Source organism: Flavobacterium sp. SOK18b (assembly GCF_014156605.1).
Taxonomy (GTDB): Bacteria; Bacteroidota; Bacteroidia; order Flavobacteriales; family Flavobacteriaceae; genus Flavobacterium; species Flavobacterium tiangeerense.
The window spans coordinates 12509-29538 of record NZ_QKNZ01000047.1 but is presented as its reverse complement, the minus strand read 5'-3'; the positions used below and the strand labels follow the sequence as shown (position 1 = coordinate 29538).

13 protein-coding genes and 1 other RNA gene are annotated in these 17030 nt (G+C 35.9%); 6 read left to right on the top strand and 8 right to left on the bottom strand.

Going from position 1 to position 17030, the window contains the following annotated elements; all coding sequences use genetic code 11:
- Window positions 1-140 precede the first annotated feature (140 nt).
- Complete coding sequence (locus DNC80_RS08945) at window positions 141-440, bottom strand: hypothetical protein (RefSeq protein WP_182650913.1); 300 nt, start codon at window positions 438-440, stop codon at window positions 141-143.
- Window positions 441-560: 120 nt separating this feature from the next.
- Between DNC80_RS08945 and rnpB the strand changes: the two genes are divergently transcribed.
- An RNA gene (gene rnpB / locus DNC80_RS08940) (RNase P RNA component class A) lies at window positions 561-890 on the top strand.
- A 20-nt stretch (window positions 891-910) separates the two neighbouring features.
- Here rnpB and DNC80_RS08935 read toward each other — a convergent pair.
- From DNC80_RS08935 to DNC80_RS08920, 4 genes are read right to left on the bottom strand one after another with little or no spacing between them, the layout of a single operon-like run.
- Window positions 911-2695 (bottom strand): chloride channel protein, encoded by a 1785-nt coding sequence (locus DNC80_RS08935; RefSeq protein WP_182650912.1) that lies wholly within the window; start codon window positions 2693-2695, stop codon window positions 911-913.
- A 23-nt stretch (window positions 2696-2718) separates the two neighbouring features.
- The gene (locus DNC80_RS08930; RefSeq protein ID WP_182650911.1) at window positions 2719-3402 is read right to left on the bottom strand and encodes a DNA alkylation repair protein; all 684 of its coding nucleotides are present in this window, start codon (window positions 3400-3402) and stop codon (window positions 2719-2721) included.
- 44 nt (window positions 3403-3446) lie between these two features.
- A complete protein-coding gene (gene ggt, locus DNC80_RS08925; protein WP_182650910.1) occupies window positions 3447-5132 on the bottom strand; it encodes a gamma-glutamyltransferase in 1686 nt (561 codons plus the stop codon).
- Window positions 5129-5713 carry an ACP phosphodiesterase gene (locus DNC80_RS08920; RefSeq protein ID WP_182650909.1) on the bottom strand — a complete coding sequence of 195 codons (585 nt, stop codon included), beginning with the start codon at window positions 5711-5713 and terminating at the stop codon, window positions 5129-5131. The genes ggt and DNC80_RS08920 overlap by 4 nt, the downstream gene beginning before the upstream one ends.
- A gap of 118 nt (window positions 5714-5831) precedes the next feature.
- Here DNC80_RS08920 and glmM point away from each other — a divergent pair, with 118 nt between their 5' ends.
- The 3 genes from glmM (at window position 5832) to DNC80_RS08905 (ending at window position 9898) form a co-directional block, all read left to right on the top strand.
- Window positions 5832-7220, top strand: coding sequence for a phosphoglucosamine mutase (gene glmM, locus DNC80_RS08915; RefSeq protein ID WP_182650908.1), 1389 nt, complete (start codon window positions 5832-5834; stop codon window positions 7218-7220).
- Window positions 7221-7402: 182 nt separating this feature from the next.
- On the top strand, window positions 7403-8182 hold the full coding sequence (locus DNC80_RS08910) for a membrane metalloprotease (protein ID WP_182650907.1): 780 nt from the start codon (window positions 7403-7405) through the stop codon (window positions 8180-8182).
- A 231-nt stretch (window positions 8183-8413) separates the two neighbouring features.
- A complete protein-coding gene (locus tag DNC80_RS08905) occupies window positions 8414-9898 on the top strand; it encodes an aminotransferase class V-fold PLP-dependent enzyme (RefSeq protein WP_182650906.1) in 1485 nt (494 codons plus the stop codon).
- An 85-nt stretch (window positions 9899-9983) separates the two neighbouring features.
- Here the strand turns inward: DNC80_RS08905 and DNC80_RS08900 are convergent, their stop codons facing one another.
- The gene (locus DNC80_RS08900; protein WP_182650905.1) at window positions 9984-10853 is read right to left on the bottom strand and encodes a lysophospholipid acyltransferase family protein; all 870 of its coding nucleotides are present in this window, start codon (window positions 10851-10853) and stop codon (window positions 9984-9986) included.
- A 114-nt stretch (window positions 10854-10967) separates the two neighbouring features.
- On the opposite strand from DNC80_RS08900, the gene DNC80_RS08895 reads away from it, so the two are divergent.
- On the top strand, window positions 10968-11606 hold the full coding sequence (locus tag DNC80_RS08895; protein ID WP_182650904.1) for a rhomboid family intramembrane serine protease: 639 nt from the start codon (window positions 10968-10970) through the stop codon (window positions 11604-11606).
- A 49-nt stretch (window positions 11607-11655) separates the two neighbouring features.
- Window positions 11656-12345 (top strand): SIMPL domain-containing protein, encoded by a 690-nt coding sequence (locus DNC80_RS08890; protein ID WP_182650903.1) that lies wholly within the window; start codon window positions 11656-11658, stop codon window positions 12343-12345.
- A gap of 93 nt (window positions 12346-12438) precedes the next feature.
- Here the strand turns inward: DNC80_RS08890 and DNC80_RS08885 are convergent, their stop codons facing one another.
- Together DNC80_RS08885 and DNC80_RS08880 are read right to left on the bottom strand one after the other, a co-directional pair.
- Entirely contained in the window at window positions 12439-13602 is a 1164-nt protein-coding gene (locus DNC80_RS08885) for an NAD(P)/FAD-dependent oxidoreductase (protein ID WP_182650902.1), read from the bottom strand.
- 21 nt (window positions 13603-13623) lie between these two features.
- Window positions 13624-16872: a LodA/GoxA family CTQ-dependent oxidase gene (locus DNC80_RS08880; RefSeq protein WP_182650901.1), complete on the bottom strand. Its 3249-nt coding sequence runs from the start codon at window positions 16870-16872 to the stop codon at window positions 13624-13626.
- Window positions 16873-17030: the final 158 nt, after the last annotated feature.

Below are 17030 nucleotides of genomic sequence, written 5' to 3'. Positions count from 1 at the left end.
AGATAGCAGTGAAAATCCTTATACGCGGTCCCGAAACTTCGGGATGGCGAATAAGATTGTAACGAATAGCTGGATGAAGCTCCTGAAAAAAAAATAATGTGCAGAATTTGATTTTCAATTTTTTAAGTAGATAAAAAATATTAAGTATTTCTATCTTTAATGGTGAGATCTAGTAGTACTTTGGCAGCATCATTGTCTGAATTTGCTGCATAACCTGCTACAAAAACTCCTTTCTCTCCTGAAACGGATTGTATACCATAAACTGTTGCTTCGTCATCTGGATTTGATTCCCCTTCATACCTATAAATATGTTGGATTTCGTAATGACTCGGGTTTTGTATAATGTCTTGGTCGTTAATGTTAAAATCAACAGTAAATCCTTTTTCTTTTAATTCGTCTAAGGCTTTTGAAACGCTGGCATAATGATACATTTTTGACATAGTATAGTTTTTAGGGATAAGATGGTAAGGTAACTGTTTTATTATGAATTGGTTGTGAAGGTCTTGTTAAAGTAAGTGGTAGAAAATGAGATAAAAAGATTTAATAATGCTAAATTTGCCGCCGCAGACCGCCTTATCGTCGTCTTGTCTTTATGGGCGAGAGGGAGGAAAGTCCGGACACCACAGAGAAGCATAGCGGGTAACACCCGTCGGTTTCGTCTTCACGGATGAGATTAGGACAAGTGCAACAGAAAGTATGTACAGGTAATGCTGTAGTGAAACCAGGTAAACTCTATGCGGTGAAATATCAAGTATATCAGCATTTAAGGGTATCTCGTCCGTTGCTGAAGGGTAGATAGCTTGAGTCCAAGAGTAATTTTGGATCTAGATAAATGATAAGGGTTTTGAGTAATCGAAATACAGAATCCGGCTTATAGGTCTGCTTTTTTTCTTTTTCCACTTTTTTTTTGTTACTCTATCGTCATAGATTTTAGTTTGGTTCTATAGGCTTCAAGAGCCACTGACTTTGATATAAAACCATAATATTTACCCTCTTTAAGTACAGGTAAGTATGCTTTTTTCGACTTTTCGAATTTATTCATGACTTGTTCCATACTGTCAAAGGGTGCAATAGTTTCTATAGGTGCCATCATGATTTCTTTCACCAAAGTATATTTGACACGATAAGTGTTAAAAATGATTTCGCGAATATCATTAAAATGGACAATTCCAAGTAAGTTTTGTTGGGTATCAATGACACCAAAAATAACTTGATTCGAATGCGAAATGAGGTCTACCAAGCGTTCCAAATTTTCATCAGGAGTTACCGTTAAAAAATCAGTTTGAATGATAGTGTTAGTCTCTAATGTTGAAAGGATATTAGTGTCTTTATTACTGGTGAAAGCATGCCCTTTTTCGACCAAGTTTTTAACATCCATAGAGTGTTTTTCAAAACGTTTAGAAATAGCAAAACTGATAGAAGCCACAATCATAAGAGGAATCATTAAATTATAACCCCCAGTTATTTCGGCAATCAAGAAAATAGCGGTTAGGGGCGCATGAAATAATCCACTTAATATTCCCGCCATTCCTACTAGTGTGAAATTGCTAACTGGTAATTTTGTAAGTCCTGTAAGGTTTAGAAATTTAGAAAAAAAGAATCCTACATAAGAACCTAAAAATAAAGAAGGAGCAAAATTACCTCCGTTACCACCGCTATTAATTGTAATGCTGGTTGCAAAAACTTTGAGCATCATAGTGGCACCCACAAATAGTAAAAGCACCCAACTATTGTTTCTAAAGTCACTAAAAAGAGTGTGTTCTAGTAATTTACCAGGATCACTCTCTGAAAGGGTTTTGATGCTTTCATAACCTTCACCAAAAAGAGTGGGGAAAACGACGATTAATAAAGCTAAAATACTTGCGCCAAAGAGCCCTTTCTTGAAGGGAGAAAATTTTAAGCGTCCAAAAAAATGTTCTACTCTTTGAAAATTTCTAGAGTAATACACGGCTATTAATCCTGTAAAAATACCAAGAAGTACATAGTATAAAATGTTGTGGTAATCAAAACTTTGTTGTTGTTTGAACGACAAAAGAATTTCCTCATCCAGAACGATTACAGATACGAGTGCTCCCGTTGCAGCGGCAATCATTATGGGAGTAAAGGCAGCAATGCTTACATCTACTAATAAAACTTCAATGGCAAATAGAACTCCAGCAATGGGTGCGTTGAACGCCGCTGCAATTCCTGCAGCTACACCACAGCCTATCAAAAGAGTTCTGTCTTTATAGCTTAATTTATAGTTTTGAGCATAATTTGATCCAAAAGCAGCACCGGTAATTACAATAGGACTCTCTAAACCTGCTGATCCGCCTAGTCCAACAGTGAGTGAGCTCGTTACAATTTGGGCATACATTTGTTTTCTAGGAATTATACTTGCTTTTTTTGCAACAGCATATAGTATTTGAGAAGTCCCTTTTTGAATGCTTCCGCCCAATACTTTTTTAACCACCAGAATAGTAAGTAAAATTCCAATGATGGGTAATATACTAGTCAGAAAACCAAGTTTTAAAATGCCACTTACGTACGTTGCAAAAATAAACACCCAGTGTGCAAAAGTTTTCAATACAATTACTGCAAAAGCGGCTGAAATACCCACTAATACTGCTGATAAAAAGATAAATTGTTTGGGAGTCAATATAGATTGCGCTACTGAAATAACGGTTTCTAACCTTGAAATATATTTTTTGAACATGATTTTTTAAATGATTCACAAAGCTACATTATTTTAAGCGAACCACTATTTTTAAGGGCTTCTTTTGTGCTTAAAGGTTTTAATTTATTCGAATTTACAAAGGTAAGGACCGCTTCAGGATTTGTTTTAGCATATTCACGAAGCGCCCAACCGATGGCTTTTTGAATGAAAAATTCAGAAGAATAGGCGTATTTTAAACAGAGCCAAAAGAGGAGATCTGAATTCGTTTTTTGTTTGTTTCCCAATTGGAAAAGAATCAAACTACGATGCAACCATATACTCTCTTGACTTGAAAATCTTGTGATAACGTTCTCGTTTTCTGTGGGGAATTGCTGTAAATATGCTCCCAAAATGTATTTTGCTATGGTATGAACGCTATCCCACCAAGAGTGCTCAAGTAGTAGTTTTTCAATCCATTCTATATCCGTAATACTGTAGGTCTTTTTCTTTTCTTTTATTAGAATTTCAATGGCGCAATAATGGAATTCCCGTTCTGGTTTGTCAAAAAGAGTTTGAGCAATTTGTACAGAATGATGGTGTACTTCTTGTTGATTTTGTTTCCAAATTTCTTTAAATAGTTTTCTTCTTTCGGTGGTGCGAATTCCAAAAAAAGAAAACTTATTGCGCATGTATTGCGACATTGCAAAAGCGTTTTCTATATTTCTATTTTGCTCAAACGCGTTTTCGAGTGTTGAGATAAAGTTCATGGAGACAGAATTTAAAAAGATTGTTTCGGTTTTTTAGTTCCAACTTAAAATCCAACTGCTTTGTTGTCACCTCTTCTATCAGCACCGCCTTCAAGTTTGCCATTCGGTAAAACTAAAATGGCATCTACCGCACCAATGATTTCTTTGTCTTTTTCATTGATATAGTAGCCTTTTTGTTTGAGTTGCAATAGCAAATCTTTGTTGAAAGAATTAGGTTCAAATATGATTTCATCAGGCAACCATTGATGGTGAAATCGAGGGGCGTCTACTGCCTCTTGCATGCTTAGATTAAATTCATATACGTTTAAAATAGTTTGCAAAACCGATGTGATAATAGTTGATCCTCCGGGAGTTCCTACCACCATGTATAAAGCTTTGTCTTTTTCAATAATAGTAGGTGTCATAGAACTTAGCATTCTTTTTTCAGGGGCAATGCTGTTGGCTTTACTTCCTGTGAGACCGTATAGATTTGGGACACCTGGTTTTGCGCTAAAATCATCCATTTGATTGTTCAAGAAAAAACCCAGTTCATCACAATATATTTTGGAGCCATAATTATCATTTAAGGTTGTTGTCGCGGCTATTGCATTCCCAAAAGGATCTACAATAGAGTAATGTGTAGTTTGATCACTTTCATATCCTGTTACTTCACCGTGTGCAACATCTGAAGATTTGGTGGCTTTGTCAAAGCTGAAAGTATTCATTCTGTTTTTTAAGTACGTAGCATCAAGCAATTCAGAAGTAGGTATTTTTACAAAATCAGGATCTCCAAGAAAGAAGTTTCTATCTGCGTAGGCTCTTCGTTCAGCTTCTGTAATCAATTGAATCGTTTTTTGACTGTTGTGTCCCATTTGCTCTAGCGAATAGGGTTCTATCATTTTCATAATCTGATTCAAACAGATTCCACCACTACTGGGTGGAGACATAGATGTTATTTTTAAATCTTTATAATCAAATGTAATTGGTTTTCTCCATTTTGCTTCGTACTTTTTTAAATCCTCAAGAGTCATAGCACCGTTCTTTTTTGCTAGAAAAGCAATCAGTTTCTCTGCCGTTTCTCCAGTGTAAAATTCCTCTTTTCCATATTGTGAAATTCTTTTAAGCGTATTTGCTAACGCTCTGTATTTGATAGTATCGTTAGCTTTATAAACTTGAGAGAACAAGCTGTTTGGTCCGTTTTCTTTAATAAAAACTCCTCTAAAAGCTGCTAGACTTTTGGCTTGATTGGGTGTTACAACTACCCCTCTTTCTGCGAGAGCAATTACAGGTTTTAATATTTCACTAATAGAAAGTGATCCGTATTTTTTGTGTACTTCAAAAATGCCTGCAATGGTTCCGGGTACACCTGATGCATGAGCTGTTGCTGTACTTTTACCTTTTATAACATTTCCATTTTGGTCTAAAAACATATCGTTTTTTGCCGCCAAAGGTGCTTTTTCTCTATAATCAATAGAGCCAGTTTCGCCGTTTGCTTTTCTGTAAACCATAAAACCTCCGCCACCTATATTTCCCGCTTGCGGATGGGCTACAGCCAAGGCTAATTCGGTAGCAACCATAGCGTCAAATGCGTTACCTCCTTTTTTCATTATGTCGACTCCTATTTGTGAGGCTTCTTCACGCGCAGAAACCACCATTGCTTTGGAAGTCACAAGTCCGGTGGGATTTACTGCTTTTTCTTGGGATTTACATCCAATAGCAATTAGGAAAAGTAACGGAAATAATTTTTTCATAATGATGATTTTTTGTGGTTTACAAATGAGATTAATTCAGCAAAAAAAAGAATAAAATCATTTTCAAATTCGCTGTAGAATTCTCTTAATTCAGTGCTGGCAAATCTCATTTGGGATTGGTTTTTAGTGCGTTTGTCCATTTGGGTTAAAATTCCATGTATGCCTTCAACTGTTTGGTAACTTACAAGCCAATTTTGATCTATCATGTAAGGCAACATACCTTTTGTTTTCTCTGAGAGTACGCTGTAATTGTTTTGTAAAGAATCATAAAAACGGGCAACAAAGTCTTCTAGCTTTTCAGTAGAATAATGCGTCCAGTTTTTGGCTAAAAAGTGATCGTAAAAAACATCCACAATCACTCCAGCGTAATGATGGTATTTTTCATGAAGTTTTTTTGTACTTTGTCTAAAGATAGGATGCGCATCAGTAAAAGTATCAATGGCTCGATGTAAAACAATACCTTTTTGAATTTCTAACGGGTAGCTTTCATATTGACTACCCCTAATTCCATCAGCCATGAAATTGCCAATTTTTAGTAGATCATTTTCGCCAGAAAGGTAAATGTGTGCTAGGAAATTCATGAGATTGCTTTAAAGATTTATAGCATGAAATTTTACGTTCATTTCTATTTAATAGGCTTCAATTCTTATATTTGTCAGCAATTTAAAATTTAAAATTCAATTTATAAAATATATATCAATGACTTTAATAAAATCAATATCAGGAATTCGAGGTACAATAGGTGGAAATGTAGGGGATAACCTAACTCCTGTTGATGCTGTAAAATTTGCATCGGCATATGGAACTTGGTTAAAAAGCTACAGTAAGAAAGAAAAAATTACTGTAGTTGTAGGACGTGATGCCCGTATATCTGGACCAATGATTCATAATTTGGTAGTAAATACTTTGATTGGTTTGGGTATTGATGTGATTGATTTAGGACTTTCAACAACTCCAACAGTTGAAGTAGCTGTTCCGCTTGAAAAAGCTGAGGGTGGAATAATATTAACAGCATCGCATAATCCAAAACAATGGAATGCTTTGAAATTATTGAACGAAAAAGGGGAGTTTTTAAATGGTGAAGAGGGACTTAAAATTCTTGAAATTGCGGAAAGCGAAGGTTTTAATTTTTCGGATGTGGATGATTTAGGAACTATCACAATCAATGATGCCTACATGGATATTCACATTGACGAGGTTTTAAACTTACCATTAGTAGATATTGAAGCTGTAAAAGCAGCAAAATTTAAGGTTGTTGTTGATGGAGTAAACTCATCAGGTGGAATTATTATTCCTAGATTATTAGAATTAATGGGCGTTGAAGTGGTAGAGCTTTACTGTGAACCAAACGGTCATTTTCCTCATAATCCAGAGCCTTTGAAAGAACATTTAACCGATATTTCGGAATTAGTGGTCAAAGAAAAAGCACATTTAGGAATCGTTGTGGATCCAGATGTAGATCGTTTGGCATTCATTTGTGAAGATGGTGAAATGTTTGGTGAGGAGTATACTTTAGTGGCTTGTGCCGATTATGTTTTGAGTAAAACTCCAGGAAATACAGTATCTAACATGTCATCGTCTCGTGCTTTACGCGATGTTACAAACGCACATAACGGAAACTACGAAGCCAGTGCCGTAGGGGAGGTGAATGTAGTAGAATTGATGAAAAAAAACAATGCAGTTATTGGTGGCGAGGGCAACGGTGGAATTATCTACCCAGAGCTTCATTACGGACGTGATAGTTTGGTAGGAGTAGCATTGTTTTTGACGCATTTGGCAAACAAAAAAATGACGGTTTCGGCATTGCGTGCTTCGTATCCGGAATATTACATGAGCAAAAATAAAATTGAATTAACACCGCAAATTGATGTAGATGCTATTCTTGTTGCCATGACCGAAAAGTACAAGAACGAAGATATTACTACTATTGATGGTGTTAAAATTGATTTTGCCGAAAATTGGGTTCACCTAAGAAAATCAAATACAGAGCCTATTATTCGTATTTATACCGAAGCAGCCTCTCAGGAGCTAGCAGATCAATTAGCACTTAGAATTATTGATGAAATTAAAGCAGTTGCTGGTATTTAAATAAAAAATCTATAAACCCTTTTGTATTATTCAAAAGGGTTTTTTAATAATAATACAATTGTAAGTCTAAAGATGTGTTTTTTTCGTAGATGATACTTAGTTTGAAAAGGGTTTTCGATTTTTCTGTTGTATAATAAAGACGAATTGTAAAACGAAATAAAAAAGATTTAAAATTTATATTTATGAAAAAAATTTCTGCACTTTTGGTTTTGTGTTCTTTTCTATTTGTTGCTTCTTGCTCAAGTGATGAAAATAATTCTAGTCCTGATGCTGTTACAGTTGATAAAAATTTGAACAAACAGCAAACCGGTAGCTCTGCAAACGATTTATTATCAGATAGAAAATTTAAAAGTCTTGTTATTGAAGTGGTTTATGTAAATGGTTTTGAGCCTAGTGCCGCTGCCATTACTAATTTTGTCAATTTTTTGAGTGCAAGAACGTTTAAGCGAGCTGGCATTACTGTTGTAAAACGTGGAATTCCTTCACCAGGAACGGCACCATATTCAAACGAAGAAATAGTTAGTATTGAGGATGCTAATAGAACTAAATACAATTCAGCTGACCAAATTGCGGTGTGGGCTTTTTTTGCAGATGGAAAATCAGATAAAGATGCTGGAAATTCATTTATACTAGGAACTGCTTATCGCAATACTTCTGTAGTGATTTATGAACAAACTGTTCATGGATTGAGTGACAGTGCATTTGAACCCAACAGAAGCGCGCTGGAATCCACAGTAATCACTCATGAGTTTGGACATATTTTAGGTTTGACAAATTTTGGAACTGCAATGCAAAGCAATCATGAAGATGCAGAACATCCAAAACATTGTAACAATAAATCATGTCTGATGTATTGGTCATTTGAATTGAGTGCAGGTATAGGCAGTATGGGTTCTTCAAGTACTATACCGCAACTTGACTCCCAATGTATTGCGGACCTTCGTGCCAATGGAGGAAGATAGTAGGCAAATAATTTATTTTCTTAAATTTTCAGGAATTCGAAAAATAATTATGATTCATAAGTACACTTTTTCTGGATTTTTGTTGGCAACATTAAAATCATTAAAATGTTACTTTCAATTGAATTAATATGAAGTGAAAATGACTCAATTTAAATAAATCAAAGCTGTTAGGGATTTCAATTTGGAGAAATTACAATAAAACCTTTATCTTTGATGTAAATTAAGAAGGTCATGAATGTAGTAGTTACAAAAACAGAGTTAGAGCTTTATTTTGAACAATTTAGAGAGCACATTATTGGGTTAAACCAAGAATTTGAATCTCCATACGGAAAGCAAAAAATTGTCTACACTGATTGGACCGCAAGCGGAAGGTTATACCGACCAATTGAAGAAAAATTAATGAATGAATTTGGTCCTTTTGTAGCCAATACACATACTGAGACCACCATTTCTGGGACTGCCATGACAAAGGCTTATCACAAAGCACGTCACATCATCAAACATCATGTGAATGCTAGTGCTGATGATGTTCTTATTACAGATGGAACCGGAATGACAGGTGTGGTGAACAAATTTCAAAGAATTTTAGGTTTAAAAGTTCCTGAGAACCTAAAGAATTTTATCACGATTCCTGCAGAAAAAAAGCCCATTGTTTTTATTTCGCACATGGAACATCATTCAAACCAAACGTCTTGGCTAGAAACAATTGCCGATGTTGAGGTAATTCCAGCTACTGAGGATGGACTTTTTAGTTTAGAAAATCTAGAAAAATTATTAGATAAATATAAAGAAAGACCTTTTAAAATTGCATCCATCACTTCATGCTCTAATGTTACGGGTATCAAAACGCCTTATCATGCGGTAGCCAAAATGATGCATCAACATAACGGTCTCTGTTTTGTTGATTTTGCCTGTTCAGGCCCTTACGTAAAGATAGATATGCACCCGGAAGATCGAGAGTCTTATCTAGATGCTATTTTCTTTTCTCCACATAAGTTTTTAGGAGGTCCTGGGACTTGTGGTATTCTTGTTTTTAATAAAAAATTATATCAAAATGTAGTGCCAGATAATCCAGGAGGAGGAACTGTAAGCTGGACAAATCCATGGGGAGAACACAAATACATTGATAATATTGAGGATAGAGAAGATGGTGGAACTCCAGGTTTTTTACAAGTTATAAAAACAGCATTAGCCATAAAGCTCAAAGAACAAATGGGCGTAAATCAAATCTTGAATCGAGAACACGAAATCGTAGAATATATTTTTTCTTCCTTGGGACTTGTGTCCAATATCAAAATTTTAGCAGCTCAACATCAAGACAGATTGGGAGTTATTTCTTTTTTTATAGAAGACCTGCATTTTAATTTAGGTGTGAAATTATTGAATGATAAATTCGGAATACAAACGCGTGGAGGGTGCAGTTGTGCGGGAACATACGGGCATTTTTTACTGCATGTTGACCAAGAAACCTCTAATAAGTTAGTCAATGAAATTTCGCTAGGAGATTTAATTAGAAAGCCAGGATGGATCAGGATGTCAATTCATCCCACTACCACAACTGCTGAAATTGAATACGTGTGTAACGGAATCAAAGCGTTAGCCGAAAATCATGCAACATGGGCATTAGATTATGATTACAACCCAATTAGCAATGAGTTTGTTCATAAAGAAGCTCAGCCACTAGAGGATAATCTTGTGACAAGTTGGTTCTCTTAATAAATTACACTATTGCTATTTGTAAAAAAAGGTTAAAACAAAAATAAGACTCAATACTGAAGACTGAAAACGGAGACCATTAGACTTATCTTCTATGTTTCCATCGTTTATGAGTCCAGAAATAATATTCAGGTGCTTCTATAATTTGTTTTTCAACTTCTTTGATGTAACGGTGTGTGATTTCAAAATCTGGTAGCTCTTTTGCATTTTCTGCAATGGGAATAATAGTGAGTTCATAAAAACCACGTTTGATTTTTTTAACCTTTGCAAATACTACTGTCATATCATACTTTTTTGATAGCATTTCAGGTCCAGTATGTACAGGAACTTCAACACCCATAAAGGATTCCCAGTGAAATATTCGATCTGCTTTTGGTGATTGATCACTGGCAAGTGCATACACACATTGATTATTATTGGTGTAATTCTCTGATATTAACGGTATCGTTTTGTTGGTTTGAACTAATTGAGTATTGTACTTAGATCGAATATCTCGAACCAATTTGTCAAAATAAATATTCCCTAGTTTTTTATATACACCAACTCCCTGAATACTTATTTTTTGATTAAGTGTGATTAACCATTCCCAACTTGCATAATGAGAGGCTATAAGCATAATACTTTTGCCTTTTTTTTCATATTCTTGAATGAGCTCTACGTTTGTAATTACAAATCTTCGGTTCATTTCTTCAGAAGAAATTGTAAGTGTTTTGGTCATTTCAAGAAACATATCACATAAATGATGGTACGATTTTTTTTCAATAAGCAAACGTTCTTGTTGGCTAAGATGCGGCAAAGCCAATGCAATATTAGCACGAACAACTTTTTTACGATAACCAATGACATAATACATCAAGAAATAAACCCCATTTGAGATGCCATACAAAATAGGAAATGGTAAAATAGAGATGAACCAAAGAAATGGATATGATAATATGAAAACAAGTAACTGCATGCAGATTTTTTTTTGACAAATATAACTTAATTTTGATTGTGTATATAATTTCCCTTACACATGAATCAGTATTTTGAGAATTACTATCTTTACCCATCACAAAAAATACGGAATATGAATACTGTTTTATTAGCATTAATACTTATAAATGTATTGTTTAGTTACAAAGGATTTAACGACTTGTCTTTTTTTAGAAAATACGAATTTCATGTAGGAAGTATCAAAGCTGGAGAACAAATCCGAATGATTACCTCTGGTTTTTTACATGCCGATATGATGCATTTGTTTTTTAATATGTTTACCCTTTGGATGTTTGCTCCAGTAGTATTAGGGCAGCTGGGTAACTTTTCATTTTTATTAATTTATTTCGGCAGTTTAATATTTGGCAGTTTACTTACTATGGTTTTTCATAACAATGATTATGGGTATAGAGCTGTAGGCGCTTCTGGAGCTGTTACAGGAGTATTGTATTCAGCTATATTATTGCAACCCGATATGATGTTAGGAATATTTTTTATAATTCCAATGCCTGCCTATATTTTTGGGATCTTGTATTTATTGTACTCAATTTATGGCATGCGTGCTAAGAATGACAACATTGGCCATACGGCACATTTTGGTGGAGCTGTAGGCGGATATCTAATTACTTTAATAAAACAACCCACTATGTTTGTAGATAATACGATGATGGTCATTATTTTAGCTATTCCTATTGTAATTCTTTTTATAATGGTAAAGCTAGGTAAGTTATAGTGGCATAACTTTTGGTAAGTAAAATACGATAACCTTAAATTTTGTAAAAATGAAAAAAGCAATTGTAGCATTCAGCCTATTTTTTATCTCTATGTCTTATGGTCAAGAAGTAAAACCTACGCCCCAAATAAATGTAAATGGAGAAGGAAAAGTAAAAGTTATCCCAGACCAAGCTACTATTAATGTTTCGGTTGAAACCAAAGGGAATGTAGCTAAGGACGTGAAAAAAGGAAATGATGAAAAAATTGATGCTGTAATCAAGTTTATAAAAAAAATGAACATACCGGCAGGGGATTTTAAAACGCAACGTGTAGCTTTAAATCCGCAGTATGATTATGAAAAAAAGAAACACAGCTACAATGCGGTTCAAACCATAGAAATTGTTATACGAGATTTATCAAAGTATGATGAATTAATGGAAGGTTTAGTAGATCAAGGAATTAATAGAATAGATGCCGTAGTATTTCAATCCTCTAAGCTAGCGCAATATCAATCAGAAGCAAGAAAGCTTGCTATGAAAGACGCCAAATTAAAAGCAGAAGATTATGTATCGGTTTTAGGACAAAAAGTAGGGAAGGCACTTGTAATTTCTGATAATTCTCAAACTTATTATCCACAGCCTATGTATGCTGCTATGAAAAGCGTAGAACGCATAGATGCTAGTGAACCTAGAGAAACCCTAGCAGTAGGAGAAATAAATATTACAGCTAATGTTTCTGTGAATTTTATATTGGAATAAAAAATCATGTACTTTAAAAAAAAAAAATCGGAACTATTTTAGTTCCGATTTTTTTTGTGAATAGATTTAACGATTCACTTTCATTCAAAGGTTTTAATTAGTTGATGGTGCTAATTGTCTTCTCATCCAGAATTCAGACTGTGGCCAGCGTTGTTCTTGTCCATAAAAATAAGACTTATGTTTGAGGTAATAATCCCAAATTTGATTTATTTGTTGTGTGTAGATCTCTTGAAATACTTCCTCTTGCGCCTTGTTTGTCTGTTCTATTATTTGATATTTTTGTAGGAGATCTGTAAGCTGTAGTGCACTCGCCATCGCATTAAACATTCCTTGGGAGGAAAGTGGATCAAAACTTACTGCAGCATCGCCAAGTGCTGCCCATTGTTTTCCTACTACTTCATGAAGCTTACTAGAATTAGCAGCCACCGTACCATGAAATTGTATGGGTTGCTTATTTTTCGAAACAATACTAGCCATCTGTTTATTGGCTGTTGCCAATTGTAAAAAGGAATCGGCGCTTTTTATTTGAGTTCGTTCTATTAAATCAGCATCGGTTTGAAATGCAATAACTCTTTTATTATTGGGCAGGGGTGCACTGTACCACCAACCTTCCTCGCATGATGAAATAGTGCTCATTGTAATCGTTTCGTGATTCTCTACTGTGGCCCAAGTGGCTACAAGTTTGTCAATTATGTCGCGTTTGATACCTAACGTTCGAGCAAAATGGGATTGTCTACCACTAGCGTCTATAACAAATTTTGCAGTTATGGATGATTCAATAGGTTCTGGAGTCGTTTCGTAGGTTTTGATGTCAATAGTCCACAGATCATTATCATAAGCAGCAGTTTGAAGTTTATGTCCAAAAAGGCAGTTAACGCCACGTTCCTCTGCATTGGATCGTAAATAGACTTCAAATTCCTTTCGGTTCAATTGCCAGCCAAAACCATCTGGATTGCGCAAATGATCTACAATTGTGCTCGTGTCACTACCCCAATACGATTGCGTTCCTGTGTTTTGCTGTTGTATTTGTTGGTTAGTAGGATAAGTTTTGTTTTCTAAACCTTCTAATAGATCTAGCTGTTTTAAAATGCGTCGTGCAGCAGGTGGCAAACATTCGCCAATACGATCAACAGGTTGTGCTGCTTTATCAATTAAAGCAACTGTATACTTTTTAGATAAAGCGATGGCTGCAGTACAACCTGCAATGCCACCGCCTATAATAGCAATATCTACTTTTGTAGCCAATTTTTTATTCATTGGTAAAATGCCTTTGTGTAATTATTTTGGTGAATAACGTCTGAAACGGTTCCCTTTGTCTGTGCCTGCTAAGCTTATTTTATTGCTACCAGGATGCTTGGCTTTGGTCAATACAGAAGCTTTTGAAGTCAATAAATTTAGTAATTTTTGTACACTTGGCGTAGAGGCAAAATCATCAGACAACTCGTTTTCAACTAAAGCAATCAATTGATCTTTTGCCTTAGATAATACGTCTTGTTCTGTAAACAATTCTTTATGTGATAATTCTGTTGCTGCGGCCTTAAGTGTATCCTGAACACCTTTACTAAATGATTTTTTGCTTTTTAAGATATTTTCTAAATCCTTGATAGCTTCTTTAAGTAAAGTGGCTTTTTGCTCCGGAGAAGGTGTAATACCTACTTGCATTTCAGGTGGGAAATTCTCATTGTTTGGGACTCCTTTTCTAGGTTGTACAACCGCCAGTTTGTCAAAGTATTTTACCATACTATTAATTTGATTCGTGTAGGTTGGATCCTGGCCGTCAAGCGGTAAATCGTCTAACCACATTTTACGGAAAGCAAAGGCTTGCTTGCGTGTTTCTTCGGCATTATTGTCATTTATAACTTCCTTGTAACGTTCTTCGTCTAAAATATTATTGGGTACACGAGCCGGCCAAAACGTAGGAACATAAGGGTCGTACGATGAGGTATATCCATCTCTACAACTAGCAGTGTCTGTTTGCCAAGGGATAGCCATCCAGCGACTAATTCCACCAGCAACTTGCCCGCCTAATAAAGGTCCTTTGGCTAAGGTAAACACATCGCTATTCATCATTGGGCCATAATAACTGCTGTCAACCAAAGGAGTTTTTGGAGCATGAAGTAATCTAAATGGTGCAGAGTACATACCAGCAGTTCGCATAGGCCATGTCATTTCGCATCCCGGATGAAAAGCATCTGCCAAACAAAATTCCATTGCGGCTTTAGTCATCATATCTGGTTGTTCGGCAACGGGTAATTTATCTAAAGTTATGGGTTCAGGTACATGTGGACAACCCGTCATGTCTATGTAATCAGCATCAAAATCTCCTTTGACCCATTGGTCAATAAAAGACAATTGTAAATCTGATAAAACAGAGTTTTGTCTCATAGAACCTACTGATGGAATGCTAATGGCATCACCATAAAGCCAAGGCCATAATTGAGGTGCTTCTGCTCCTGAAGTGCCGTATCTTCTAAAATTATTTGAAATCGTGCGTCGCATTTCGATATTGGCTGAAGAAGGATCGTTCAATCTTACTTTCCATTTAGAGGTGGTGTAGTCAAATTGTCCGCCCCAACCAAAAGCTGCTGCAAAGGCTGCGTTGACCCATTGTAAATTTGTCATTCGTTCAAAAATGGGCAAGATATCCTTAGTAAATGATGGTCGGACAGGGCGTGGCATCATTCCTGAACTTACCGCTACATCACGCATTAAATCCCACATTGTTCTTACTGATTTTTGCATTGGAGCATAATCAGGTGGCGCACAAACAACCCAAGCGGGATCTACTTTAAGTGCCACACCATTATATTCTACTTCGGCAGTAACAGGTCCGTCTGAGATGTCATCATACCAACCTTCATTATTGGCAAATGTTATCGCAATATCACCTTTTAAATTTTCAGAAACTCCGTGGCCACCTAGCATAAGTAAACGTCCTTTTTCATCAGTGCGCATTTCGCCTAGATATACTGGTTTTTCTTGAAATTTACCTACAAACTGATGTCCTTTGGTTACATTTGGTTTGTTTATTGTTTGTAAACCACCATCAATAATGAGTGAGTTTCTATCTTTTACGTCAATATTTCGAAGTAATGAAGGTGGCGCATCAGCAGCATCTGGAATGTCCAACGCAATTTGGAATTGGTACCAAGAAGCCTTTTGATTGGCTAAATGGGAATGCCAAACGATTTTAGAATTCTCAGCAGTTAACTCCTTGATGGCCTTTCCTGCTGCATTGAAACCATATATTCTAAATTGTGCGGCTTGTCGTTTTAGGGCGCCAGTAGCATCGCGGTACGCATTATCGCTAGACATTGGTACAGGCTCTGAAACCAATGGGCCAATAAAGTACTCGTTTTCACTATTTCCTACACGCGTTACACCTATAGGGGGATAGATTCCAGCTTTGACAATGCAATCACTATTTTCGTCCACATTGCCTTTGAAAGGGCGGTTCACTTTTTCTTGTTCTTGAGTCGATTGTCCGTTTGCTTGATGACGAACTTCTGAACTAGCGGCATAAACTACTTTTCGAACCGCTGCAATAGAACCCAGTGGTTCGTGCTCTTGTAGTGTGCGGAAAATATTAAACGAAAGATTTGTGCCAAATTCAGGTTGACCAATTGCACAAATGTCCTGTTCAGGGAAATAGAGTTCTGCTATAGCTACATATGGACTTTCCTCTGTGCTCCAAACGGCTTGCGCATCGTCTAGAGGCATGGTTTTATCGTTTGTGCGTAACTGAATCTCAAAACGAAATTTTGCTGATTTAGTTCGGAGGCGTTGCTGTAAGTCGAGTGCTAAATAATTATTATCGTCAAAAGGTGCTCCCTGGTACGTATCTTCGGGAACTAGGCGGTATTTTACAATTTGTTGTTCCCCTAATTTAAAAGGAAGAATTGCCCAATATGTAGCACTCAAACAGCTGGCTTCTTCTTTGTTCATGGCGTTAAGAATAGACGCCAGTTTTGGATGTTTATTGATGTACGAATCGTAATCTTTGTCGATAACTCCAGCGGTAGTAAAACTGCACATTTGTTGTGCATCACGAGCAAAAAAACGATCTATGTTTTGGAAAATGAAATCAGCGCTAGTTCCTGTACCCAAAAGTTTAGGACCATCAACACCAAAAAGCTTTAAGCCAATACCTAAAGTGGAGTGTAAATCTGGTGAAGAAGGGCTGGTATCACTAGAGAAACGAACAGCACATTCATAAGAGCTACCTGCAAAAATTCCGATTTTATATTTTGGATCAATATCTTTATTTATTGTAAAAGTTCCGTAACCAATGCCGTGTTGTTTTCGAAAAACGGGACGTTCAGCTGGTTGCTGTCCGCTTTCGATACGGGTTTTTTGTCCAAGTTCGACAAACATTTCCTCGAGTCGTTTCGTCACTACATTTATGTTGCCATCACTATCCCAACAGGCAACATTATTTGCTGTAGGTTTTGTTTTTAATAAAGCTGATTTTTTTTCAGCAGGACTTGTAGTGCTTGGTTTTTCTGGTTTGTTTGCTTTTTTAGTCATAAAGTGATTGTTTAGTTTTTTGTATACCAAAGTAAGTATTTTTAGCAAGCTTATCCTTGCGTATAAATACTTGTTTTTTAAAAAACAGAATAAATTTTTTAATTCTAAGAAAATAAAGGAATGCTAATTTGTAGTTTAAAAATGAGATAAGAAACGAA

Bases quoted from the DNA above. Each gene is read 5' to 3' on its own strand.
- ggt (WP_182650910.1), bottom strand. From the start codon at position 5,132: ATGAAAAAATTATTTCCGTTACTTTTCCTAATTGCTATTGGATGTAAA.
- DNC80_RS08900 (WP_182650905.1), bottom strand. From the start codon at position 10,853: ATGCAGTTACTTGTTTTCATATTATCATATCCATTTCTTTGGTTCATC.
- glmM (WP_182650908.1), top strand. From the start codon at position 5,832: ATGACTTTAATAAAATCAATATCAGGAATTCGAGGTACAATAGGTGGA.
- DNC80_RS08905 (WP_182650906.1), top strand. From the start codon at position 8,414: ATGAATGTAGTAGTTACAAAAACAGAGTTAGAGCTTTATTTTGAACAA.
- DNC80_RS08890 (WP_182650903.1), top strand. From the start codon at position 11,656: ATGAAAAAAGCAATTGTAGCATTCAGCCTATTTTTTATCTCTATGTCT.
- DNC80_RS08910 (WP_182650907.1), top strand. From the start codon at position 7,403: ATGAAAAAAATTTCTGCACTTTTGGTTTTGTGTTCTTTTCTATTTGTT.
- DNC80_RS08895 (WP_182650904.1), top strand. From the start codon at position 10,968: ATGAATACTGTTTTATTAGCATTAATACTTATAAATGTATTGTTTAGT.
- DNC80_RS08930 (WP_182650911.1), bottom strand. From the start codon at position 3,402: ATGAACTTTATCTCAACACTCGAAAACGCGTTTGAGCAAAATAGAAAT.
- DNC80_RS08935 (WP_182650912.1), bottom strand. From the start codon at position 2,695: ATGTTCAAAAAATATATTTCAAGGTTAGAAACCGTTATTTCAGTAGCG.
- DNC80_RS08880 (WP_182650901.1), bottom strand. From the start codon at position 16,872: ATGACTAAAAAAGCAAACAAACCAGAAAAACCAAGCACTACAAGTCCT.
- DNC80_RS08945 (WP_182650913.1), bottom strand. From the start codon at position 440: ATGTCAAAAATGTATCATTATGCCAGCGTTTCAAAAGCCTTAGACGAA.
- DNC80_RS08885 (WP_182650902.1), bottom strand. From the start codon at position 13,602: ATGAATAAAAAATTGGCTACAAAAGTAGATATTGCTATTATAGGCGGT.
- DNC80_RS08920 (WP_182650909.1), bottom strand. From the start codon at position 5,713: ATGAATTTCCTAGCACACATTTACCTTTCTGGCGAAAATGATCTACTA.